Source organism: Paraburkholderia solisilvae (assembly GCF_902859875.1).
In the GTDB taxonomy this organism is placed as follows: Bacteria; Pseudomonadota; Gammaproteobacteria; order Burkholderiales; family Burkholderiaceae; genus Paraburkholderia; species Paraburkholderia solisilvae.
Map to the genome: position 1 here is coordinate 1 of NZ_CADIKF010000064.1, position 22,417 is coordinate 22,417.

Here is a 22,417-nt window from a genome sequence, read left to right on the forward strand (position 1 = left end):
GCGCGCGCTGGTTCAGCCCGCGCGCGACGCTCGCGCGCGCCGCGCGGCGCGGCCTGCGGCGCAACGAATTCCATCTCGAGTATCAGCCGGTCTTCTATACCCGCACGCAAAAGTGCGTGGGCCTCGAAGTGATGCTGCGCTGGCGCAATCCGGTGCACGGCATTCGCGGCGCGGACTGGTATATGGAGCAGCTCGACCGCAGTCCGGTTGCGGAGCAGATACTCAACCATGTGTTCGAGACGGCTGCCGCGGAACTCGCGGAGCTCGATCATAGCGATTCGCTGTATCTGATCGTCGACGTGCCGGCGTCGTTGCTGGACTCGGGCGACGCAACCGATAAATTGCTCAGGATGGCGAATCAGCTGGCGGAGAAGACTCACGTCGTGTTGCAGTTGCCCATCGACGATCTATCCGAAGTACAGTCCTCGATTGCGAAGTTGCGCACTGACAAAATCCGCGTCGGCGTATCGCATGTGCGCTCGGTGTCCGACAAGCTTGAATCCGTCGCGCGTGCGGGCTGCGCATTCATGAAGGTCGATCGCGACGTGATGGGACTGGAAGAGGGCGCGCGCGCCCATCAGTTGCAGGAGATGGCGAGTGCGGGGCGACGCTTGAACCTCGCGGTCGTCGTCGACGGCGTCGAAGGTGTCAGCCAGTTCCATGCGGTCGGGCGCGCGCATATCGATCTTGCGCAAGGTTTCTACCTCGGTAAAGCGATCTCGGCCTCCCGTTTTTCGACATTCTTCGATGAGCAGATGCGCCATCGGAAAGAGGATTCGCCGCCCCGCTATATGCACGCGTTTCAGTCGCACTGAGCGCGTCTTGATGTATGAGTTTTGAAAGAAAGTGGCCTATATGAGTTGTGATTGCATAAGGGCCACCCCACTCATCCCGCTGCCTCACACGAAGCAGCGCCCACCCAGGCGAAACGTGACGGAACCCCGGCGCGCGGCCGCAATGGCCCGCGACCCGACGCAGAGCCGCTCTGGAGGCGGCTCTGCCATACAATCCGTCGATTTTCGGTTGAGCCGGTTACCGCATAACTTCGGCCCCACCCTAAATGCCGATTGGGTTACGGCCGATATCCATTGAAGCGAGAACTGGGCATCCGGCAGGAACGGATTCAAGACGGAACGACCGTGGAAATGACGCAATGGGATTATCTAACTCCGAAAAACAACGCAGGTACCGGCAGCGCCATCTAGGGCCGGGAGGAGGAAGCGAACGGTTGTCCGTTTTTGTCCGGATATCGACGAAGCGCAATCTCGAACGACTGGCCAGCCACTATGGCAATACGATCACGAACACGGTTGAGAACCTCATCAACGAAAAGACGGTGAGTATTCTGAACAACCTCAGTGAGTCGGAGCAGCACGAATTCTATAGCGAGGAACCGGTTCACAAGCGGCAGAACGCAAAGTGAACAGGGCGGGTTTCGCGATGATGCTCCGTTCATCTTCTCGCGAACCTGCCGGTCCGATCGTTGGGAATGCATAGATTCATCGCGCCTGCCAGTATCGTGCGCATGGAGGCAAGCCACTCAGGCCGAGCCTTCGACACTGGCGACACTCGATGCCGGATATAGCAAAGCGCATCACGTGCCGCCTATCCGTACCCACTCGCCATTTTTCTTCTTAGCCGACCACGCGTTGCCCGCCTATCATGTCGTAAGGTTTCAGGCGCAACGGTCATCGGTATGACGGATTGCAAAACGATTCGTTCGAATCGGAAAGCAGCGGCGCCTTGCCCGATAGAAGATCCAGCTTGTCGATGCCGGCGCCGCGCCCTCGCCATTCCCCGTCCCGACGCGCGCCACCTGAACTCAATGCAACGCGCTTCACCGAACGCGGGAGCTAAGATGTTCGCCATCAACGTCAACGGACAAGATCAGCAGGTCGACGCGACGCCTGAAATGCCGCTGTTGTGGGTGCTGCGCGATCTCGTGGGCCTGACCGGCACGAAGTTCGGCTGCGGAATCGCGCAGTGCGGCGCATGCACGGTTCATCTCGACGGCCAGCCGGTACGCTCATGTGTGACGCCCGTCGCCGCGGTCGGCCCGCGCAAGGTGATCACCATCGAAGCGATCGGCGCTACGCCGGCGGGCCGCAAGGTGCAGCAGGCATGGCTCGATCTCGACGTGGTGCAATGCGGCTATTGCCAGTCCGGCCAGATCATGTCGGCGGCCGCCCTGCTTGCCGCGCATGCCGCGCCGAGCGACGCGGATATCGACGCGGCGATGGCGGGCAATATCTGCCGCTGCGGCACTTACGTGCGGATTCGCGCGGCGATCAAACGCGCCGCGCAGGGAGCGTGACATGCGTGTCACGCCGCATAGCATGGAGCGCGTGGTCAGCCGGCGGGATTTTCTGCGCGCGGGCTTGAGTGTCGGCATCGCGGCCAGCGGCGGCCTGCTGCTCGGCGTCAGTTTCAATGCGCGCAGCGATGGCGGCCCCGCGCCGGCCAGCGTGATCGCCGGCGACGGCTCGCTGCAGATCCCACCTGGCGAATTCGCACCCAACGCGTTTATCCGCATCGACCCGGACGGCAACGTCGCGCTTGTCGTATCGAAGGTCGAAATGGGGCAGGGCGTCTACACGTCGATCCCGATGCTGCTTGCGGAAGAACTCGAAGTGCCGCTCGAGCGTGTGAAGGTCGAACACGCGCCGCCCGATGCGAAGCTCTACGCCGACGCGCTGCTCGGCCAGCAGGCGACTGGCGGTTCGCTATCGATTCGCGCGATGTGGGAACCGATGCGGCGCGCCGGCGCGGCTGCACGCATGCTGCTCATCAGCGCCGCGGCGCAGCAGTGGCAGGTCGACCCGGCCAGTTGCGTGGCGCGCAACGCGACGGTCACGCATACCGCGAGCGGGCGCACGCTCGGTTACGGCGAACTCGCGCCGCATGCGGCCGCGCTGCCGGTCGATGCCAATCTGCTGAAAACCGTCACACTGAAAAAGCCGCAGGCGTTCACGCTGATCGGCACGCCGCGCAAACGGCTCGATTCGCCGGAAAAGGTGAATGGCGTTGCGCGCTTCGGCATCGACGTGCAGATGCCGGGCATGCGCGTCGCGATGGTCGTCCATTGCCCGGTGATCGGCGGCAAGCTCGCGCGCGTCGACGATCGGGTCGCGCTCGCCCAGCCGGGCGTGCGTCAGGTCGTCAAGCTCGACAATGCGGTGGCGGTCGTCGCCGACCATACATGGGCCGCGAAACGCGGCGCGAGCGCGCTCGTTATCGAATGGCACGAAGGCGCGAATGCACACCTGACGAGCGCGATGCTGTTCGACGACTTGCGGCGCGCTTCGGAGCAGCCCGGCGCTGCCGCGCGCACGGACGGCGACGTCGATGCCGGCTTCAAGGCCGCCGCGCAAAAGCTGGATGCCGTTTATCAGCAGCCGTTCCTTGCGCACGCAACGATGGAGCCGATGAACTGCACCGTGCATGTGAGCGGCGATCAATGCGAAATCTGGATCGGCACCCAGGTGCCGACGCGCGTCGTCGACGTGGCCGTCAAGGTGACCGGGCTGCCCGCCGAAAAAATCGTCGTGCACAACTTTCTGATCGGCGGCGGATTCGGCCGCCGGCTCGAATCGGACGTCGCCGCGCAGGCGGTCGCGATCGGCAAGCAGGTGGATGGACCCGTCAAGGTGATGTGGAGCCGCGAGGAGGACATCCAGCACGACATGTTCCGTCCGTGCTACTACGATCGCGTGGCCGCGGGGCTCGATGCGAACGGCAAGCCGGTCGCGTGGACGCATCGGATTGCCGGTTCGTCGATTGTCGCGCGCTGGTTTCCGGCGTGGTTCCAGAAGGGCATCGATCCGGACGTGATAGAGGTGGCTGCGGCGCTGCCGTATGCGATTCATTCGCAACGGATCGACTATGTGCGTCAGGAACCGCGTGGCATTCCGACCGCATTCTGGCGCGGCGTCGGTCCGACGCGTGGCACGTTCGTCGTCGAGAGTTTCGTCGACGAGCTTGCGCATCAGGCGAAGGCGGACCCGGTCGAATACCGGCGCGCGCTGCTGGGCAACACGCCGCGTGCCCGCAATGTGCTCGATGTCGCGGCGCGCGCGGCCGGCTGGGGCACGGCGCTGCCGCAAGGCAAGGGGCGCGGCGTATCGGTGATGCACGCGTTCGGCAGCTTCTTCTGCATGATCGCCGACGTCGACGTGAAGGACGGCGACGTGCGCGTCGAGCGTGTGGTGTGCGCGGTCGATTGCGGACACGTGGTGAACCCGAACACGATCGAGGCGCAGGTGGAAGGCGGCGCGATTTTCGGCATCACCGCGACGTTGTGGGGCGAAATTACCCTGAAGGACGGCCGCGTCGAACAGACCAATTTCACCGACTACCGGGTGATGCGGATCAACGAGGCGCCGCGCATTCAAACCATCATTGTCAGGAGCGACGAAGACCCAGGCGGTATCGGCGAACCCGGCACGTCGGCGGTTATCCCGGCCATCACGAATGCGATTTTCGCGGCGACCGGCACGCGCATCCGGCGGTTGCCGGTCGGCGATCAGCTGCACTCCGGTCAGACGGCATGAGGAGAGTCAGAGTGAAATCGCATCTTTCCGTTCTGCCGCCGCATGTTTGGGTCAGCCGCCGGCGCCCGCGTCTGCGTGTTCGCCTTTGGATTCGCATTCGCGTACAAAGCGACATGCCGAGCCGTATGTTGCGTCGCGCATTGACGGCCATCGCATTGTGCGGCGGCGCATCGGCCGCATGCGCGGCGCAAGGCGCCGACGCGGCGCTGGTCGCGCGCGGTGAATATCTCGCGAAGGCGGGCGACTGTTTCGCGTGCCACTCCACGCCGCGCGGCAAGCCGTTTGCCGGCGGCCTGCCGATGACGACGCCGATGGGCCGCATCTATTCGACCAACATCACACCGGATACGGATACCGGCATCGGCCGCTACAGCGAAGAGGATTTCAAACGCGCGGTGCGCGAGGGCGTCGCACCGGACGGTCACGCGCTCTATCCGGCGATGCCTTATCCGTCATACGCGAAGGTCAGCGACGTCGATATGAAGGCGCTCTACGCGTATTTCATGCAAGGCGTGACGCCCGTGAAGCAGGCGAATCGCGCGACGGATATTCCGTGGCCGCTCAATATGCGCTGGCCGCTGAAGCTCTGGAATGTCGTCTTTCTCGACAACACGCGTTACGAGCAGAAAGCGGACAAGGACGCCCAGTGGAACCGCGGCGCATACCTCGTGCAGGGCCTCGGCCATTGCGGCGCGTGCCATACGCCACGCGGCATCGGCTTTCAGGAGCAGGCGCTCGACCAGAGCGGGCGGGCGTTTCTGACGGGCGCGCCGCTCGAGAACTGGTTCGCCTCGAACCTGACCGGCAATCACAACACGGGACTCGGACGCTGGAGCGAGGATGACCTGAACACGTTCCTGCGCACCGGCGCCAACGCGCACGCGACCGCGTTCGGCTCGATGACGGACGTGATCAACTACAGCACGCAGATGCTGAGCGACGCCGACACACGTGCGATTGCGCGCTATCTCAAGTCGCTGCCGGGCGGGCGCAGCAACGATGGGCCGCCATACATGCCGCATCCTGACGGCGCGCGCGTGATGCTGACCGGGCTGCCCGGCAACCCCGGTGCGCATACCTATGCGACGTTCTGCATGCATTGTCACGGTGCGGATGGCAATGGCGCGGCGCCGTGGCTTGCGCCGCTGGCCGGCAACCCGAACGTGCTCGAGCCGGACCCGGTATCGCTGATCAACGTGACGTTGAACGGTACGGGCCCGCTTGTGATCGGCGGTGTGCCGGCGCCGTATCCGATGCCGAAGTATCACGCGACGCTGACCGATCAGCAGATCGCGGACGCGCTGACCTTCGTGCGCGGCAGCTGGAACAACCAGGCGCCCGCGGTCAGCGCGCAGGCGGTGAAGAAGGTCAGAAGCGCAACGCGCGCGCCGTGAGAGAAAGGTGCGTCTTTCGAAGCATGGACCTTCGAAGTCTTTATCGTAGTGGCATGCGGTACGCCTGAAAAATAGAAATACACGACAGGCTGCGACAGATTTTTACGTGTGACTCGAAGCGACCTGCTAAAAATCGGCCGAACTGATTTCGGCCTTTTTCACACAGGAGAGAAGTCGCGATGGGCACACACCTGCACCTTTGGCTTACCGATGATGAAGACACGCTGATCCGTGTACCCGAACCGCGACACGGCGAAATCGCATGGAACTGGAACGACTACGAAGGCAATCTGCTGTTTGCCGATGCATGGCGCGCTGCGTGACGAGGCCCGACCATGCCGGTACAGTGCACATTCAGGCTGAACAACGAGCCGACTTCCACACTCTATTGCTCGGGCTTTGGTGGCGTGACAGCCTACTCAGGGCAAAAGGATGGGCGTGACAATCCACGGGCGGTGGCTATCGAAAAGATCGGGCCAATTCCACCGGGAAGATACTATCTGATCGACAGGCATTCCGGTGGGCGTCTGGGATGGTTCCATGACCTGGTTTCGTCCTATAACCCTTATACATCCGACCGCTCCAGGTGGTTCATGCTCTGGAATGAGCGTTCAGGTGACGCGACGTTTATCAACGGTGTGAAACGAGGTGACTTCCGGCTGCACCCGGAGGGCCGTTTAAGAGTCAGCGAAGGATGTATTACCGTGGTGTCAGGCACTGAGTTCGACAGGCTTGAACGCTATCTGCGTTCACGGCCACCTGACCTTCCTGTGCCGGGGACGAACGACAACGCCTACGGAATCGTGGAAGTCCGATGAAACGGGCAATACGCATCGGGGTTTTCATCCTGCTCACGTTCCTCATCGGAAGATCGCTCGCGAACGTCTATCTTCAATGGCCTGCGCCAATGCCTGACTGGCTTCACGATTCGACCATGTTCGCTATACGCGTTACTGGCCTCGGACGGGAATACAACCCGGAGGACGCTGAAAACATGGCGACCGTGATTGTTGCCTCGATCTCGTGGACACTGACCGGCCTGGTGCTGTGGCTGATGGTCTTCACAGTGCGACGCTTCAGGGGGCGCCCCAAGGCACAAACTTAAGCCTGTACGGGTGGCGCGTTGCCGACGCCATGAGGAACAAACGTTTCCTCCAGCCACCGCAACGCGCGAAGTTCCCTTGCGTCGCATTCCCACCCCGACACCCTTCCATACTCATCGTTGACCGCGCATAACCGCCGTCGTTATGCAAACCAATTAACAACCACAGGTTGAAAATCATTCAAACCGGTTCTGCCTAGTTCAAATACTCGCGCGCTCCTAGTATTCGTGTCATCCGCTTCGCGCCACTCGATAGTGATCCAGCGGCGGCACGAAGCCTTAATCTTCAGAGGAGCGAATCATGTCAAACGCAATGTCACAAGCAACGTCTCAAGCGAATGCAGGCAAGGTCTGGTTCATTACGGGCGCATCGCGCGGTTTCGGTGCGCTGATCGCACGCGATGCGTTGCAGCGGGGCGACCGCGTGGTCGCAACCGCGCGCAATCCGCAGACGGTCGTCGAACAGCTTGGCGATCATCCGAATCTGCTGGCAGTCAAACTCGATGTGACCAACGAAGCCGAAGCGGCACAGGCGGTCGAAGTGGCAATCGCGCGCTTTTCGCGTATCGACGTGCTGTTGAACAATGCCGGTTACGGGTTGCTCGGCGCGGTCGAAGAAGCGAGCGACAATGAAGTCAAGGCTGTATTCAACACGAATGTGTTCGGCCTGTTGACGGTCACGCGTGCGGTGCTTCCGCAAATGCGCAAGCAAAAGAGCGGACATGTGATCAACATTTCGTCGATCGGCGGCTATTCCGCGTATCAGGGCTGGGGTGTGTACGGCGCGACGAAGTTTGCAGTCGAAGGTCTGACCGAAGCGCTCGCGGCCGAACTGGCGCCGCTCAACGTACACGCGACAGTGGTCGAACCCGGCTTTTTCCGGACCGACTTCCTGAACGACAACTCGCTGGTGTCGACGAAGCAGCAGATCGCCGACTACGCGGAGACGGTCGGCGTCACGCGCGACGTTGCCGCAGGCGCGAATCACGCGCAGCCGGGCGATCCGCAAAAGCTCGCGGCGGCGATGCTCAAGCTTGTCGACAGCGCGAATCCGCCGGTGCGTCTGCCGCTCGGCTCGGACACGGTGGCGCGGATCAACGCGAAGAACCGCCACGTCGAACAGGAGCTCGAAACATGGCGCGCGCTTGCGGTATCGACGGATATCGCCTGAAGCGCGCCACGTGAGAGCGCGGCTGCGCAATGAAATGGCGAGGCGGGGTGGTTCATTCAGACGACATCGAATGACCATCCCGCCTCGCTGCATTGCCGCAATATGCGCGGTACTGCCGCGATCGTTTCATACGAAGTAAAGCGATGGCTTGCTTGTCCGCCCACGCATCGCTGCGCGCGCGCAAATTGGCTAAAAACGCTCGACGGAATATCGAATCGTTGCCGCAACGCTGACTACAATGCAAGCAGCCGCATGCGCCGACGGCGCACGCGGCGAGACCATCACGACGCACTTAACTCATCGAGGAGGCTGAACATGTCGATTCGTCTAGGAGAAGAAGCGCCCGATTTCACCGCTGAAACGACCGAAGGGACGATCCGGTTTCATGAATGGATCGGCGACAAGTGGGCGATCCTGTTTTCGCATCCAAAAGATTTCACCCCGGTCTGCACCACCGAGCTCGGCTATATGGCCGGACTCAAGCCCGAGTTCGACAGGCGCAATACGAAAATCATCGGCCTGAGCATCGACCCGGTGAGCGACCATCAGAAATGGGTCAAGGATATCGAGGAGACTCAGGGTCACGCGGTCAACTATCCGATGATCGGCGACTCCGACCTGAAGGTTGCGAAGCTGTACGACATGATTCATCCGAACGCGAGCGGTGGCACGCGCACCGCGGCGGATAACGCGACCGTGCGCTCGGTATTTCTGATCGGCCCGGACAGGAAGGTCAAGGCGATGCTTGTCTATCCGATGAGCGCAGGCCGCAACTTCGACGAAGTGATGCGGCTGCTCGATTCGCTGCAGCTGAACGCGAAGCATGCGGTCGCGACGCCCGTCAACTGGAAGCTGGGTGACGACGTGATCATCCCGACTTCGGTATCGGATGACGACGCGAAGAAGAAGTATCCGCAGGGCTTCAAGACACTGAAGCCCTACCTGCGTTACGTCCAGCAGCCGAAATAGCCGGGCGCGACGTCATCGCACGCCGCGCGCAGCATGTTTACTTCATCATGCCTTGAAAGAAGGTGCGCGCGGCGACCACGCAGGGCGCCTCCGCAAGATCGTGGATGTCCTCGGACAACTCGAGCTGGCCGGTCGGCGAATTGCCGAGCTCTGCCGCCACTTGCGCGCGGGCGGCTGCGAACGCGGCTTGCAGTGCCGCGAACGGGCCGGCCGGCGCCGCATTGCCCGGATCGACGTCGACTACCGTGAGCCGCGACGCCGGCACGCCTTCCTGCTCGAAGAACTGCGCGGCGATCTGCGTGTTGTCGAAGTACACGGTGCTGTCCGAATGCGCTCCGCACATTTGCAGCGGTACGGCCGGCTTGAAATTGAGCAGATCGTTGCGCAGTGCATCCTGGCGGAAACCCGTCGTCGGCGCGCAGTTGGCGATGGGCTGACCGGTCGTCGGGTTGCTGCACGGATTGGCCGCGACGTCCGCGACGAGATGCTCGCGAAAGCTCGTGTTCAGAAAGAAGTTAGCCGAAGCGAAGCCCGCTTGCACGACCACCGCGGTATCCGGATCCGTCAGATTGGGTCCCGGCAACGAACCGGTCTGGAACAATGCAGTCGCGGGTATCGCGTTCTCGGCGAACAGCGTGGTCTCCGGCACGGTGCCGGGTAACAGGCCGGGCGCGGTTGCCGCGTATTGCGGCGCGAACACCTCGGTCGGCGACGGATAGACGTTGCCGTACGATTGTTGCCAGCTGTTGACGACCAGATCGAACAGCACCGGCGAGCCGCCGCTGGGCCTGCCGTCGATTTCCTCGTCGGCCATATGCGACAGTGCATAAGGTCCGTTACCGGTCGCCAGTGCTACCGGATGGAATTCGAGCGTCAGCGGCTGCATTGCCCGATAGGTGGCCATCGCAACATATCCGCCCTGTGAGTAACCGGTGACGAACAGTTTGTTGAGCAGGCCGTCGAGCAAAATGGATGGGAACGCGAGACGCGCCGCGCGCAGTGCGTTGATCATGTCCGCCGCCTGCTGATTCGCGTTGAGGAACGGCGCATAGTTCAGCGACGAGCCGGCATAGCCCGCATAGTTCGGCAACACGACGTCATAGCCTTGCGCGGCGAAGATGGCCGCTGCGGTGAGCGCGTCGTCGTCGCCGTTGATGTCGCCGTTCAGGTTGGTCAGATCGTAATTCCGGTCCGCCGAGGTGCCGTGCGCGTACAGCGCGACCGGATGGGAGCCCGTGCAGCCGGGGCCGGACGGTTGCATCACCGCGGTGGCCGCGGTCGTCGGCTTGCCGCGCCCGTCGACCGTGTAATAGCCGAGCGAAGAGATACTGATCGTGCACTTCGGCGTGCCGGCCAGTTGCAGCAGCAGCGGCGACCTGGTTTGCAGCAGCGTAGTCAATGCCGCGGGCGACAGCGTCTGTGTGGCGACGGGGGGGCCGGACGGCAGTCCGGGTATTTCGAGGTGTATCGACGCGGAAGTGGGGGCAGCGGCGCTCGCCGGCGCGGACGCCATCGACTGTGCGCCGGCGCAACCCGCGCCAAGCAGCGCGCCGAGGGCGGCTACGCTGCGGATCATCGTGTAAAGTCGTTTCATTGCATGACACTCCCGTTAAAGACCTATTCCGCGACCGTGCACGAAGGTGCACGACGTTCGCTGCCGTGCAACGATGACGGCGGCGCACACCACCTGGCATAACACTGGCAACTGACGGGAATTCCTTAACGATTGCCGGAAAATCGAACAGACAATGGCGGTGCGCGCGACGCGCTTGCCACGTCGCGCGCACCGCGCAATACATACAACGAGGAGAGCCGCTCGGCATGGAACCTTTCGACGACGATCTCGCGCAGTTCGCCGCGGTGGGTGCGCCGCCGTTGCCCGCCAATCGACATGAAGGCGTGACCGAACACGATGGCGCGCAGATCTGGCATGCGGCTTGCGGCGCACGCGGCAACCGCGTGCCGGTCGTGCTGTTGCACGGCGGTCTCGGACACAGCGGCAACTGGGGGCATCAGGTGCCGGCGCTGGTCGGCGACGGTCACTACGTCGTGACGATCGATAGCCGAGGGCACGGCCGCAGCACACGCGACGCGCGGCCGTACAGCTACGAGCTGATGGCATCCGACGTGCGCGCGGTAATGGATGAATTGCAAATCGAGCGCGCCGCGCTGATTGGCTGGAGCGACGGTGCGTGTACCGCGTTGATGCTTGCGATGCAGTCGCCCGAACGCGTCGCCGGCGCGTTTTATTTTGGCTGCAATATGGACCCGAGTGGCGCGAAACGCTTCGAAGCGACGCCGGTCATCGACCGTTGCTTTGCACGCCACGTGAAGGACTATGCGCAACTGTCGGCGACGCCGGACCAGTTCGACGCATTCGTCGCCGCGGTGAGCACGATGCAAAAGACCGAACCCAATTGCAGCGCAGAGCAGCTTGCACAGATTCGCGTGCCGGTCACGATCGTGCAAAGCGAGCACGACGAATTCATCCGGCGCGAGCACGCGCAATATCTCGCACGCACCATCCCGGGCGCGCAGTGGATGTTACTGGAAGGCGTCAGTCATTTCGCGCCGTTGCAACGGCCCGCGCAGTTCAACCGCGCGGTGCAGGCGTTTCTCGCGCGGATCAACGCGTAAGCGCCGCATCCTTTTGCAGATGATCGACGAGGATGCGTGCCGGCATCGGCAGCGTATCGAAGTTGCGTGCGACGATCACCAGCGGCCGCAGCGCCCATGCGTCGTCGAGCCCGAGGACGCGAATCGCCGCCGATTCGACATACGGCAGCACGCTGGCTTCAGGCAGCACACCGACGCCGAGGCCCGCGCCGACCATGTTGCGCACGCCTTCAAAGCTCGTCACCTCGATGCGCACGCGCAGGCGCCGGCCCGCGCGCTCGGCGGCGGCGCGGCACAGCTTCGGAATCGACGTGCCGTATGGCATGGAGACGATGTCTTCATCCAGCGCGTCGTTGAAAGCGATCGTCGCGCGCCCGGCGAAGCGATGCGCCTGAGGCACGATCAGCACCAGTTTGTCGAGCTTGTACGGGCGCACCTGCAAATCGCCGAGCGACGCCGGCGTGGCCGCGCAAATGCCGAGATCGGCGACGCCGCTTGCGATGGCGTGCACGACTTCATCGCTGGTTTTCTCGACCATATCGACGCGCACTTGCGGATTGACGCGCAGAAACGAATGCAGCGCGGCCGGCAGATACAACACCATCGCGGTGAAATTCACGTAGATGCGCGCATGGCCGCGCAAGCCCTGCGAGTACTCGGACAACTCGTCGGAAATCTGCTGCAGGTGCTCGATGAGCCGCTTCGCGTGATGGTAGAGCGCTTCACCGGCGGGCGTCGCCTGCACGCCGCGGCTATGCCGGTACAGCAACGGCGTACCGGCATCGGCTTCGAGGTCCGACACGCGCTTGCTGACCGCCGACGCGACCAGATGCATTCTGCCCGACGCCGCCGCGATGCTGCCTTCTTCGATCACGGCGACGAAAATCCGCAGCGATTCGATGTCGAAGCGCAGCGGACGGCTTTCGGTGACACGCATGATGTCCCTCATGTATGCGGGTTTTCCCTTGGTCTGATGGTGGCGGGAGAACGGTGGTTCTTCTTCGGTCGTAATCGAGCCATCACGATTCGAGATGTCTGCGCTGAATAATCAGAAATTCTCAAGACGGGCTGAAACCCGCATTCTATGCGGACACCAAGGCGGCTGCCGGCGATGCCGGTCCGTCAAGCGCGGCGGCGCGCCATCGTCTGGCGCGCCCGGCCACCAGACCGGACCCGACATTGGCGCGCGGCACGGCAGGTCATCTGCGCCGGCACGCATGTCACGGCAAGCGCCGCCCGCCTGAACCGTTATCCCTGGAGTCAACCGCATCCATGAGCGCAACACTTTTTTCCCCTTTGAAGCTCGGCTCGCTCGAACTCGAGAACCGCATCGTCATCAGCCCGATGTGCCAGTACAGCGCGATCGACGGCGCGGCGAGCGCGTGGCATCGCACGCATATCGGCAACCTGTCGTTGAGCGGCGCGGCGATGATGCTGCTCGAAGCGACCGCGGTCGAGCCTATCGGCCGCATCACGCCGTTTTGCCTCGGGCTCTACACGGACGAGCACGAGACCGCGCTCGCGCGTGTGCTCGACGAAGTGCGCGCGTTCAGCGACATGCCGATCGGCATGCAGTTGAATCACGCGGGACGCAAGGCATCGAGCGAACCGCCGTGGCGCGGCGGCACGCTGATCGCCGCGCAGGACGGCGGCTGGCAGACGTGTGCGCCGTCGGCGATCGCGTTGCGCGACGGCGAAGCGTCGCCGTCGGCGCTTGATCACGCCGGCCTGCAGCGCATTCGCGATGCGTTTGTGGCGAGCGCGCGGCGCGCGGCGCGCATCGGCCTTAGCGCAATCGAATTACACCTCGCACACGGCTATCTGCTGCACCAGTTCCTGTCGCCGCTCTCGAACCAGCGAACCGACGAATACGGCGGCTCGCTCGACAACCGGCTGCGCTATCCGCTCGAAGTATTCGATGCGGTGCGCGCCGCATGGCCCGCGGACAAACCGCTCGGCGTGCGCGTGTCGGCAACCGACTGGATCGACGGCGGCTGGAATCTCGACGAGACGATCGAGCTGGCGCAGCGGCTCAAGCAACGCGGCTGCGACTGGCTCGACGTATCGACGGGCGGCCTGTCGCCGGCGCAGAAAATTCCGCTTGGCCCGCATTACCAGTTGCCGTTCGCGAAGGCGGTGCGCGAGGCGACCGGCGTGCCGACGATGGGCGTCGGCCTCGTGACAGACGCAGCCGCGGCGGACGAGGCGATTCGCCATGGCGAAGCCGATATGATCGCGCTCGCCCGTGCGGTGCTGTGGGATCCGCGCTGGCCGTGGCACGCGGCCGCGCAGCTCGGCGCGAGCGTGACCGCGCCGCCGCAATACTGGCGCAGCGAACCGCGCGGCGTGAGCAAGGTATTCAGCGGCGCGACGTTCGGCCAGCGTTGACGCGGAAGTTTGCGTAGAGTGGTGTGGCGGCACGCCGGCGCACGACCGGCGGCCGCATCGACGGGACACAACGAAGGAGACACGCAGATGGAACAAGGACAGGTTGCAGTCGGCGCACGCGGCCGCTGGTACGACGGTCTGACGTCGATGCACTGGCGCGTACTGCGCGCCAGCTTTCTCGGCTGGATCTTCGACGGTTACGAAGCGCTGGTGCTCGTCGTCGTGCTCGGGCCGATGTTGCATTCCGTGCTGACGCCGGCGCAGGCCGCGTCGCCGACCATCTACGCGGGCCTCGTGATCGGCATCACGCTGCTGGGCTGGGGTATCGGCGGCCTCGTCGGCGGCATTCTCGCGGACTACGTCGGGCGCAAGCGGATGATGCTGTGGTCGGTGCTGCTGTACGCGCTGTTCTCCGGTTTCACCGCGCTCTCCGATACGGTCTGGACCTTGTGCGCGCTGCGGTTTCTGACCGGCCTCGCGATGGGCAGCGAATGGAGCACCGGCATTGCGTTGTTGTCCGAGACCTGGCCCGAAGAGGCGCGCGCAAAAGGCGCGGGCTTTCTGCAATCGGGTTTCGGCTGGGGCACGCTGACCGCCGCGGTGGTCTGGTATGCGATGTCCACGCTGCACCCGCTTGGCGCCGAAAGCTGGCGTTTGATGTTCGTGCTCGGCGCGGTGCCCGCGCTGTTCGTGCTGTATATCCGGCGCAATGTGAACGAATCGGAGAAATGGCAGCGTGCGGTGCGCGAGAAACGCTGGAATGCGACCACCGCGCAACCGGCGGCGAGCGCCGCGGCACGCGACGGCAAGCGGCCGTTTACGCTCGCGCAACTCTTTATCGAACGTGAAGCTGCGCGGCGCACGGTGATTCTGCTCGTGCTGTCCATCGTCACGACAGTCGGCTGGTGGGCGATCTCGAGCTGGCTGCCCACTTATACCGTGGCGATCGCGAAAGCGGAAGGCATGGCCGATCCGCTGTCGTGGGGCTCGAAAGTGTCGATCGTGTATACGGTCGGCGCGATCGCCGCGTATCTGGTGGCGGGCTTTATCATCGACGCGATCGGCCGCAAGACTTTTCTCTCGCTGAGCTTCGCCGGCGCGCTCGTCACGACGGTGATCACCTACAAGCTCACGGCGAGCGTCGGCGCGATGATGGTGGTCGCGCCGATCAACGGTTTCTTTACGCTCGGCTGCGCGTACGTCTGGATGGCAATCTATCCGTGCGAGCTGTTCACGAGCACCGTGCGCTCGACGGCGATCAGCTTCGTGTTCAATGCGGCGCGTCTGATCGCGTGGATTTTCCCGATCATCGCGGGCAGCATGATCAAGTCGTTCGGCGGTGTGCCGCAAGCGGCGCTCGCGCTCGGCTCGGTGTATGCGCTCGGTATCGTGCTGCCGTGGTTCCTGCCCGAAACGCGCGGGCAGGGCATGCCGGACTGAACCCGGAAACACGGCGAAACGTTGCACGAAATCCGCGGCGCGGCGATGATCGAGGTCATCCTTACAACAAGTACAAGGAGACACGATGCGCACCAGGCTTTTCAACAGCGCCGCGTTTGTGCTGCAGTGTGCGGTGGCGGTTGCCATGTCAGCCGCGGCGTGCGCCGCGCCGGTCGGTGAACTTCACCGTGTTGCGAGCGATCCGACCGCGAGCCTGCGCGATGCGCAGCATCGACCGAGACTGCGCATTACGGTCTGGTATCCGGCCAGTGCGGATGCCGTCGAGCAGCCGGTCGTAATCGGTCCGCCCGACAAACCGTTATTCAACGTCGGCTCCGATGCGCCGGATGCGTCGTTCGCAAGCGGTGCGCGGCGTCCGGTGATTCTGCTTTCGCATGGTTTTGGCGGCAGTGCGCGCATGATGGGCTGGTTCGGCATTGCGCTCGCGCGCGACGGCTATATCGTCGTCGCGGTCGATCATCCCGGCAACAACGGCGCCGAGCCGATGACCGTGCCCGGTGCGCTGCTGTCGTGGGATCGCGCGGAGGACTTGCGCGTGGCGCTCGATGCGATTGCGCGAGACCCGCTCGTCGGGCCGCATGTCGATGTGTCGCGACTCGGGGTGGCCGGCTTTTCCGCGGGCGGATATACATCGCTGGTGGCGGCGGGTGCGCGGGTGCAGCCGGCGCGCTTCGAGCAGTTCTGTCAGGCGCATCCGGACGACGCGGTGTGCCTGCCGCAACCCGAATTCGCCGTGACGCAGCAGCAGTACGCGCGCGAACTCGAGCGTCCGGAGATTCGCGCCGCCTTCGCGCGTGCGGGCGATGACCACACCATCGGCCATGTGCGTGCGGCCTTCCTGATGGCGCCGGCCATCGTGCAGGCGCTGCAGCCGGCGAGTCTCGAGGCGCTGCAGACACCGGTGCAAATCGTGCTCGGCGACGCGGATACCGTCGCACCGCCGATGACGAACGGCGTAGTTGCGGCGCGGCTGATTCCGCACGCTGCGCTGACGCGATTCGACGGTGTGACGCACACCGATTTTCTTGCAACCTGCACGGAGCTGGGCCGCGCAACGCTGCCTCCCTGCAAGCAGATCAGCGATCAGGACGAAGTCCACCGGTTGACGATCGACGCGGCGCGCACGTTCTTCGAAGCACAGCTCGGCGCCGTGCATTAAGCTTTCGGCGGCCGGGCGCGGCGCGCGAAGCGTTCGTCCCGGCTTCCCGGCATCCCAGCTTCTTCCAGGCTTCTTCCAGGCGCGGCGCCGTCAGCCGCGCGTCCGGAGCCTTGCGCGTCGAGATCGAATACGCGCTGGTCATCGCCACCACGGTCCGCAGTCCTTCACGCCGACCCGCCGCACGGCGCGCTACCCACGTGCTATTTGAAAAGCGCGCGTTATCTGCCGACATCGCGCCGACCCATTTCATTCGAAGATAACAAAACGGTAATCCGCGCGACGGCGGAGCGCAAACCCTCGCTCGTTACTATCGAGTCATGTAAGCGGAACGACATAAGCGTCTCGAGCATCCGGCCGCCGCGTCATCCGTCAAAAGGTCCACGCATCCAGGTGCCCATCAGCATGTCAATTCGTACCCGAATCGCAACCATCGCCATGACGGCCGCCGCATTGCTCGCGCTGTCCGTTGCGGCGGCCTGCGCGTTCATCTACTCCGGCGTCTATGACGTGTCGGGCAATGCGCCGGACAATCCGGTCGTCGCGTGGATGCTGCACCGGACCTATGAAGCATCGCTGCATCATTACGGCGGCAAGGACCTGCCGCCCGCGGATCTGATGTCGCTCGAAAACATTCGCGCGGGCGCGCGTCTGTACGACTCGACCTGTGCGCTGTGTCACGGCGCGCCGGGCAAACCGCTCAGCCCCGTCGGACAGGGCATTGCGCCGGCCGCGCCGCATCTGCTGGAGGCCAGCCGCCGCAACAACCCGGCGTTGATGTTCTGGGTGATCAAGCACGGCGTGAACATGACGGCGATGCCGTCGTTCGGCAAGACGCAGTCCGACGCGACGATCTGGCAACTCGCGGCCTTTCTGTATGACGGGCGCGGCATCACGAAAGACCGCTACGACTCGCTCCAGCGAGCGAACTGACCGGCACAGCGCCGCGCCGGAAAGAGACTCGTCATCGATGCGGTAACGGGTCGTCCGCTGCCGCGCTCACTGCCACGCACCACGAACGCTTTTGTTGCCGCTGCACGCGGCTCACGAGCGCCTGCCGCTCAACGCCGAGGAAACCGCAGCCATGTGGATCGTCAAGCTCGCGCTCAAGCGCCCGTACACGTTCATCGTGCTGGCCGTGCTGCTTTTTATCATGGGGCCGCTCGCGATTCTGCGCACGCCGACCGATATCTTTCCGAATATCAATGTGCCGGTAGTCAGCATCGTCTGGTCGTTCAACGGCTTTTCCGCGCAGGACATGGCGCAGCGCATCACGTCGATCTACGAACGCGCGCTGACGACCGACGTCGACGATATCGAGCATATCGAATCGCAGTCGCTGAATGGCGTCGCAGTGGTCAAGGTGTTTTTCCATCCGGGCGCGGATATCAATCGCGCAGTGGCGCAGGCGTCGTCGAACTCGGAGTCGCTGTTGCGTCTGTTGCCGCCGGGCACGCTGCCGCCGAACATCATCACGTACAACGCATCGACGGTGCCGGTGCTCGAACTGGGTCTGTCGAGCGACACGTTGCCGGAACAATCGCTATACGACCTCGGCAACAGCTTTATCCGCACGCAGCTCGCGACCGTGCAGGGCGCGGCGGTGCCGCTGCCGTTCGGCGGCAAGATCCGTCAGGTGATGGTCGAGCTCGATCCGGCCGCGCTGCAGGCGAAGGGCCTCGCGCCGCTCGACGTCGTCAATGCGGTCAACGCGCAGAACCTGATCCTGCCGGGCGGCACCGCGAAAATCGGCACGCGCGAGTACAACGTCGAGATGAACGGCAGCACCGATACGATCGCCGCGTTGAACAATCTGCCGATCAAGACCGTGCAGGGCGGCGTCGTGTACGTGCGCGACGTCGCACATGTGATCGACGGCTACGCGCCGCAAACCAATATTGTGCGCAGCGACGGCAAGCGCGCGGCGCTGCTCGAAATCGAGAAGAACGGCAGCGCGTCGACGCTGACCATCATCCAGCAGGTCAAGTCGATGCTGCCGAAGATTGCCGCCGGTCTGCCGAGCGCGCTGAAAATCACGCCGCTCTCCGACCAGTCGGTGTTCGTGAAATCGGCGATCACCGGCGTGGTGCGCGAGGCGGCGATCGCCGCCTGCCTGACCGCCGCGATGATCCTTCTGTTTCTCGGCAGCTGGCGCGCAACGCTGATCATCGCGGTGTCGATTCCGCTTGCCGTGCTGACCTCGCTGATCGCGCTGTCGGTGCTCGGCGAGACGATCAACATCATGACGCTCGGCGGCCTCGCGCTCGCGGTCGGCATACTGGTGGACGACGCAACGGTTGCGATCGAGAACATCACGCATCATCTGGAGAACGGCGAGCCGCTGCACGACGCGATTCTGAACGGCTCCGGCGAAATCGCGGTGCCGACCTTCGTGTCGACGCTGTCGATCTGCATCGTGTTCGTGCCGATGTTCCTGCTGTCGGGCGTCGCGCGCTATCTGTTCGTACCGCTTGCGGAAGCGGTGGTGTTCGCGATGTGCGCGTCGTACTTTTTCTCGCGCACGCTGATTCCCACCCTCGCGATGTACCTGATGCGGGCGCGCCGGAAAGACGAGAGCGGTGTTCCGCGAGGCCGCTTCGCGTTGTTCGCGCGTTTCCAGGCGGCGTTCGAGCGGCGTTTCGAACGGCTGCGCGAGCGCTATCACGGCGCGCTCGAGCAGGCGCTTGCGCAGCGCTACCGCTTTATTCCGCTGTTTCTGCTGCTGTGCGTCGGCTCGCTCGCACTGGTGCCGTTTATCGGCCGCGATTTCTTTCCAGCCGTCGACACCGGCGAAATCCGCCTGCATCTGCGCGCACCGACCGGCACGCGCATCGAGGAAACGGCGCGCATCACCGATGCGGTCGAAGCGAAAATCCGCACGGTGATTCCGCCGTCCGAGCAGGGCTCGATACTCGATAACATCGGCGTGCCGGTGAGCGGCATCAACCTGACTTACGACGCGTCGGAGCCGATCGGCTCGGCGGATGCGGACATCCTGATCGCGCTGAAGCCCGGCCACCCGCCGACCGCCCGATATGTCGCGCAGTTGCGCAATGTGCTGAACGCGGCATTTCCCGGCGTGACGTTCGCGTTTCTGCCGGCGGATATCGTCAGCCAGATCCTGAACTTCGGCTTGCCCGCGCCGATCGACGTGCAGATCGTCGGCAACAAGCTGGATGCGAACCGCGCGGTCGCCAATACGCTGCTGACGAAGCTGCGCGGCGTGCGCGGTCTCGTCGATGCGCGTATCCAGCAGCCCGGCGACGAACCGGCGATCAATGTCGACGTCGATCGCACGAAAGCGATGCAAGCGGGGCTGCTGCAGCGCGACGTCGCGCAGAACCTGCTGATCGCGCTGTCCGGCAGCTCGCAGACGACGCCGAATTTCTGGCTCAATCCAAAGAACGGCGTCAGCTACCCGCTGATGGCCGAAGTGCCGCAATACGACATCCATTCGCTGCAGACGCTCGCGAATATCCCGATCACGACGCTCGCGCCCAAAACGAATCCGCAGAATCTGCTCGGCACACTCGGCACGATGTCGCGCGGCACGCAGCAGGCGGTCGTATCGCACTACAACGTGCAGCCGGTGCTCGATATCTTCGCATCCGCGCAAGGGCGCGATCTGGGCGGCGTCGCGTCGGATGTGTCGACACTCGTCGACGACGCGCGTGCGCAGTTGCCGCCCGGTTCGTCGATCGTCGTGCGCGGCCAGGTGCAGTCGATGAACGAATCGTTCACCGGGCTGGGCTTCGGACTGGCATTCGCGATCGTGCTGGTCTACCTGCTGATGGTGGTGAATTTCCAGTCGTGGGTCGACCCGTTGATCATCGTGAGCGGCCTGCCGGCGTCGCTTGCAGGCATTGCGTGGATGCTGTTCGCCACCCATACGACATTGAGCGTGCCCGCGCTGACCGGCACGATCCTGTGCATCGGCATCGCCACCGCGAACAGCATTCTCGTGATCAACACCGCGCGCGAATACCTCGCGGCGGGTGCGGAGCCGCTTGCCGCCGCGCTCGATGCCGGGTTCAGCCGCTTTCGCCCGGTGCTGATGACCGCGCTCGCGATGCTGATCGGCATGCTGCCGATGGCGCTGGGCCTCGGCGACGGCGGCGAGCAGAACGCGCCGCTCGGCCGCGCGGTGATTGGCGGCCTTGCAGCCGGCACGCTGTCGACATTGATCTTCGTGCCGGTCGTATTCGGCATGGTGCATGGCTGGCTCGCGAAGCGCGCTGCGGCGCGCGCCGCCAACCGCGCATCTTCAGCGCATGCATGACCGAAGTATGAGCCGAGCCGCCGCGCGTGCTCGCCATGCGTCCTCGCCAGGAAACCGCGATGAATACTCCCGACACTGAACTCGAACGATCGAAAGACAGCCATGCGCCCGCGCAGAACGGCGCCGCGCCGCAACCGGCCGCGCGGCGGCGCTATCGCGTGCCGCTCGCGCTGGCCGGACTCGCGGCGGTGCTGCTCGGGATCGGTCTGGCGCCGCGCCTCGAAGCGAAACGCGCGCTCGCGGATCAGGTGGCCGCGCAGCGCGCGCTGCCGGTGTCGGTCGTGATGCCGAAGCCGGCGCCCGCGTCGAGCGAACTGCTGCTGCCGGGGTCGGTGATGCCGTACGCGGACGCATCGATCTATGCGCGCACGAGCGGCTACGTGCAGCATTGGTACACCGACATCGGTGCGAAAGTCAAAGCCGGCGACACGCTGGCCGTCATCCAGACGCCGGAGCTCGACGCGCAGTTGCGTCAGGCCCGCGCGGAGGAAGCCACCGCCCAGGCGAACTATGACTACGCGAACACGACCGCGAAGCGCTGGCAGGAATTGTTGCAGACACAATCGGTTGCGCAACAGGACGCGGACCTCAAAACCAGCGATATGGAAGCGAAGCGCTCGATACTCGCATCGGCACAGGCCAATGTTGCGCGCCTGTCGGAGCTTGTGTCGTACGAGAAGGTGAGCGCGCCGTTCGACGGCGTGGTCACCGCGCGCAATGTCGACGTCGGCGCGCTCGTGACCGCAGGCGGCACGCCCGGCCTCGCGGCGATGCCCGGCGAGTTGTTCCATGTCGAACAGACGAACACGCTGCGCGTCTTTATCGACGTGCCGCAGAACGATGCGAGCGAAGTCGGCGCGGGCACGCCCGTTTATCTGACGGTGCAGCAATATCCGGGGCGGCGCTTTGACGCAAAGGTCGCGCGCAGTGCCAATGCGATCGATCCGGTGAGCCGCACGCTGCGCGTCGAAGTCGACGTCGCTAACCAGGACGGCGCGTTGTTGCCGGGTGCTTATGCGCAAGTTCATCTGCAGCTCGATTCCGCGCATCCGGCGCTTGAACTGCCGGTCGGCGCGCTGCTGTTCCGGCCGGACGGTGTGACGGTGGCGCTCGCCGGTCCCGGCGACAAGGTGCAGCTGAAGACCGTGACGATCGGCCGCGACTTCGGCACGTATGTCGAAATTGCAACGGGGCTCGCGACAACCGACCGCGTGATCAATAACCCGGGTGACGCGATCGTGGCGGGTGAGCCGGTCGCGGTCGAGGCGGCGAACCCGGCCGCGGGCACGGCCAGCAAATGAAACGAGCCGGCGCGAACAACCAGGAGCGAA

At 64.1% G+C, this 22,417-nt stretch carries 19 protein-coding genes; 17 read left to right on the forward strand and 2 right to left on the reverse strand.

Annotation, left to right across the window (positions count from 1 at the left end):
- The 10 genes from HV675_RS27970 to HV675_RS28015 form a co-directional block, all read left to right on the forward strand.
- A partial coding sequence (locus HV675_RS27970) for an EAL domain-containing protein (RefSeq protein ID WP_175114707.1) occupies positions 1-815 on the forward strand: 815 nt, incomplete at its 5' end.
- A gap of 413 nt (positions 816-1,228) precedes the next feature.
- A complete protein-coding gene (locus HV675_RS27975; protein WP_246270596.1) occupies positions 1,229-1,423 on the forward strand; it encodes a hypothetical protein in 195 nt (64 codons plus the stop codon).
- A 435-nt stretch (positions 1,424-1,858) separates the two neighbouring features.
- Positions 1,859-2,314 (forward strand): (2Fe-2S)-binding protein, encoded by a 456-nt coding sequence (locus tag HV675_RS27980; RefSeq protein ID WP_175114709.1) that lies wholly within the window; start codon positions 1,859-1,861, stop codon positions 2,312-2,314.
- A gap of 1 nt (position 2,315) precedes the next feature.
- Positions 2,316-4,550 (forward strand): xanthine dehydrogenase family protein molybdopterin-binding subunit, encoded by a 2,235-nt coding sequence (locus HV675_RS27985; RefSeq protein ID WP_175114710.1) that lies wholly within the window; start codon positions 2,316-2,318, stop codon positions 4,548-4,550.
- Between the two features lie 113 nt (positions 4,551-4,663).
- Positions 4,664-5,944: a c-type cytochrome gene (locus HV675_RS27990; RefSeq protein ID WP_175114711.1), complete on the forward strand. Its 1,281-nt coding sequence runs from the start codon at positions 4,664-4,666 to the stop codon at positions 5,942-5,944.
- 179 nt (positions 5,945-6,123) lie between these two features.
- The gene (locus tag HV675_RS27995) at positions 6,124-6,267 is read left to right on the forward strand and encodes a hypothetical protein (RefSeq protein WP_175114712.1); all 144 of its coding nucleotides are present in this window, start codon (positions 6,124-6,126) and stop codon (positions 6,265-6,267) included.
- Positions 6,268-6,279: 12 nt separating this feature from the next.
- A complete protein-coding gene (locus tag HV675_RS28000; protein ID WP_175114713.1) occupies positions 6,280-6,762 on the forward strand; it encodes a DUF2778 domain-containing protein in 483 nt (160 codons plus the stop codon).
- Positions 6,759-7,049, forward strand: coding sequence for a hypothetical protein (locus tag HV675_RS28005; RefSeq protein ID WP_175114714.1), 291 nt, complete (start codon positions 6,759-6,761; stop codon positions 7,047-7,049). Before HV675_RS28000 ends, HV675_RS28005 begins: the two co-directional genes overlap by 4 nt.
- 298 nt (positions 7,050-7,347) lie before the next feature.
- On the forward strand, positions 7,348-8,217 hold the full coding sequence (locus tag HV675_RS28010; protein WP_175114715.1) for an oxidoreductase: 870 nt from the start codon (positions 7,348-7,350) through the stop codon (positions 8,215-8,217).
- A gap of 315 nt (positions 8,218-8,532) precedes the next feature.
- Entirely contained in the window at positions 8,533-9,186 is a 654-nt protein-coding gene (locus tag HV675_RS28015; protein WP_175114716.1) for a peroxiredoxin, read from the forward strand.
- A gap of 37 nt (positions 9,187-9,223) precedes the next feature.
- Here the strand turns inward: HV675_RS28015 and HV675_RS28020 are convergent, their stop codons facing one another.
- On the reverse strand, positions 9,224-10,780 hold the full coding sequence (locus tag HV675_RS28020) for an alpha/beta hydrolase family protein (RefSeq protein WP_175114717.1): 1,557 nt from the start codon (positions 10,778-10,780) through the stop codon (positions 9,224-9,226).
- Positions 10,781-11,007: 227 nt separating this feature from the next.
- Between HV675_RS28020 and HV675_RS28025 the strand changes: the two genes are divergently transcribed.
- Positions 11,008-11,823 carry an alpha/beta fold hydrolase gene (locus tag HV675_RS28025; protein WP_175114718.1) on the forward strand — a complete coding sequence of 272 codons (816 nt, stop codon included), beginning with the start codon at positions 11,008-11,010 and terminating at the stop codon, positions 11,821-11,823.
- On the opposite strand, the gene HV675_RS28030 is transcribed toward HV675_RS28025, so the two are convergent.
- Complete coding sequence (locus HV675_RS28030; RefSeq protein WP_246270598.1) at positions 11,813-12,739, reverse strand: LysR family transcriptional regulator; 927 nt, start codon at positions 12,737-12,739, stop codon at positions 11,813-11,815. The genes HV675_RS28025 and HV675_RS28030 overlap by 11 nt on opposite strands.
- A gap of 335 nt (positions 12,740-13,074) precedes the next feature.
- Here HV675_RS28030 and HV675_RS28035 point away from each other — a divergent pair, with 335 nt between their 5' ends.
- The 6 genes from HV675_RS28035 to HV675_RS28060 all read left to right on the forward strand — a co-directional run bounded on the left by HV675_RS28035 (position 13,075) and on the right by HV675_RS28060 (position 22,387).
- Positions 13,075-14,190: an NADH:flavin oxidoreductase/NADH oxidase gene (locus HV675_RS28035; RefSeq protein WP_175114719.1), complete on the forward strand. Its 1,116-nt coding sequence runs from the start codon at positions 13,075-13,077 to the stop codon at positions 14,188-14,190.
- An 87-nt stretch (positions 14,191-14,277) separates the two neighbouring features.
- A complete protein-coding gene (locus tag HV675_RS28040) occupies positions 14,278-15,630 on the forward strand; it encodes an MFS transporter (RefSeq protein WP_175114720.1) in 1,353 nt (450 codons plus the stop codon).
- A gap of 85 nt (positions 15,631-15,715) precedes the next feature.
- Entirely contained in the window at positions 15,716-16,810 is a 1,095-nt protein-coding gene (locus HV675_RS28045) for an alpha/beta hydrolase family protein (RefSeq protein ID WP_217478282.1), read from the forward strand.
- Positions 16,811-17,212: 402 nt separating this feature from the next.
- Positions 17,213-17,740 carry a c-type cytochrome gene (locus HV675_RS28050; protein ID WP_175114721.1) on the forward strand — a complete coding sequence of 176 codons (528 nt, stop codon included), beginning with the start codon at positions 17,213-17,215 and terminating at the stop codon, positions 17,738-17,740.
- 151 nt (positions 17,741-17,891) lie between these two features.
- The gene (locus tag HV675_RS28055; protein WP_175114739.1) at positions 17,892-21,086 is read left to right on the forward strand and encodes an efflux RND transporter permease subunit; all 3,195 of its coding nucleotides are present in this window, start codon (positions 17,892-17,894) and stop codon (positions 21,084-21,086) included.
- Between the two features lie 59 nt (positions 21,087-21,145).
- A complete protein-coding gene (locus tag HV675_RS28060; protein WP_175114722.1) occupies positions 21,146-22,387 on the forward strand; it encodes an efflux RND transporter periplasmic adaptor subunit in 1,242 nt (413 codons plus the stop codon).
- Positions 22,388-22,417: the final 30 nt, after the last annotated feature.

Bases quoted from the DNA above. Each gene is read 5' to 3' on its own strand.
- HV675_RS28055 (WP_175114739.1), top strand. From the start codon at position 17,892: ATGTGGATCGTCAAGCTCGCGCTCAAGCGCCCGTACACGTTCATCGTG.
- HV675_RS28040 (WP_175114720.1), top strand. From the start codon at position 14,278: ATGGAACAAGGACAGGTTGCAGTCGGCGCACGCGGCCGCTGGTACGAC.
- HV675_RS28010 (WP_175114715.1), top strand. From the start codon at position 7,348: ATGTCAAACGCAATGTCACAAGCAACGTCTCAAGCGAATGCAGGCAAG.
- HV675_RS27980 (WP_175114709.1), top strand. From the start codon at position 1,859: ATGTTCGCCATCAACGTCAACGGACAAGATCAGCAGGTCGACGCGACG.
- HV675_RS27995 (WP_175114712.1), top strand. From the start codon at position 6,124: ATGGGCACACACCTGCACCTTTGGCTTACCGATGATGAAGACACGCTG.
- HV675_RS28015 (WP_175114716.1), top strand. From the start codon at position 8,533: ATGTCGATTCGTCTAGGAGAAGAAGCGCCCGATTTCACCGCTGAAACG.
- HV675_RS28030 (WP_246270598.1), bottom strand. From the start codon at position 12,739: ATGCGTGTCACCGAAAGCCGTCCGCTGCGCTTCGACATCGAATCGCTG.
- HV675_RS28060 (WP_175114722.1), top strand. From the start codon at position 21,146: ATGAATACTCCCGACACTGAACTCGAACGATCGAAAGACAGCCATGCG.
- HV675_RS27990 (WP_175114711.1), top strand. From the start codon at position 4,664: ATGCCGAGCCGTATGTTGCGTCGCGCATTGACGGCCATCGCATTGTGC.
- HV675_RS28005 (WP_175114714.1), top strand. From the start codon at position 6,759: ATGAAACGGGCAATACGCATCGGGGTTTTCATCCTGCTCACGTTCCTC.
- HV675_RS28025 (WP_175114718.1), top strand. From the start codon at position 11,008: ATGGAACCTTTCGACGACGATCTCGCGCAGTTCGCCGCGGTGGGTGCG.
- HV675_RS28000 (WP_175114713.1), top strand. From the start codon at position 6,280: ATGCCGGTACAGTGCACATTCAGGCTGAACAACGAGCCGACTTCCACA.
- HV675_RS28020 (WP_175114717.1), bottom strand. From the start codon at position 10,780: ATGAAACGACTTTACACGATGATCCGCAGCGTAGCCGCCCTCGGCGCG.
- HV675_RS28035 (WP_175114719.1), top strand. From the start codon at position 13,075: ATGAGCGCAACACTTTTTTCCCCTTTGAAGCTCGGCTCGCTCGAACTC.
- HV675_RS28045 (WP_217478282.1), top strand. From the start codon at position 15,716: ATGCGCACCAGGCTTTTCAACAGCGCCGCGTTTGTGCTGCAGTGTGCG.
- HV675_RS27985 (WP_175114710.1), top strand. From the start codon at position 2,316: ATGCGTGTCACGCCGCATAGCATGGAGCGCGTGGTCAGCCGGCGGGAT.
- HV675_RS28050 (WP_175114721.1), top strand. From the start codon at position 17,213: ATGTCAATTCGTACCCGAATCGCAACCATCGCCATGACGGCCGCCGCA.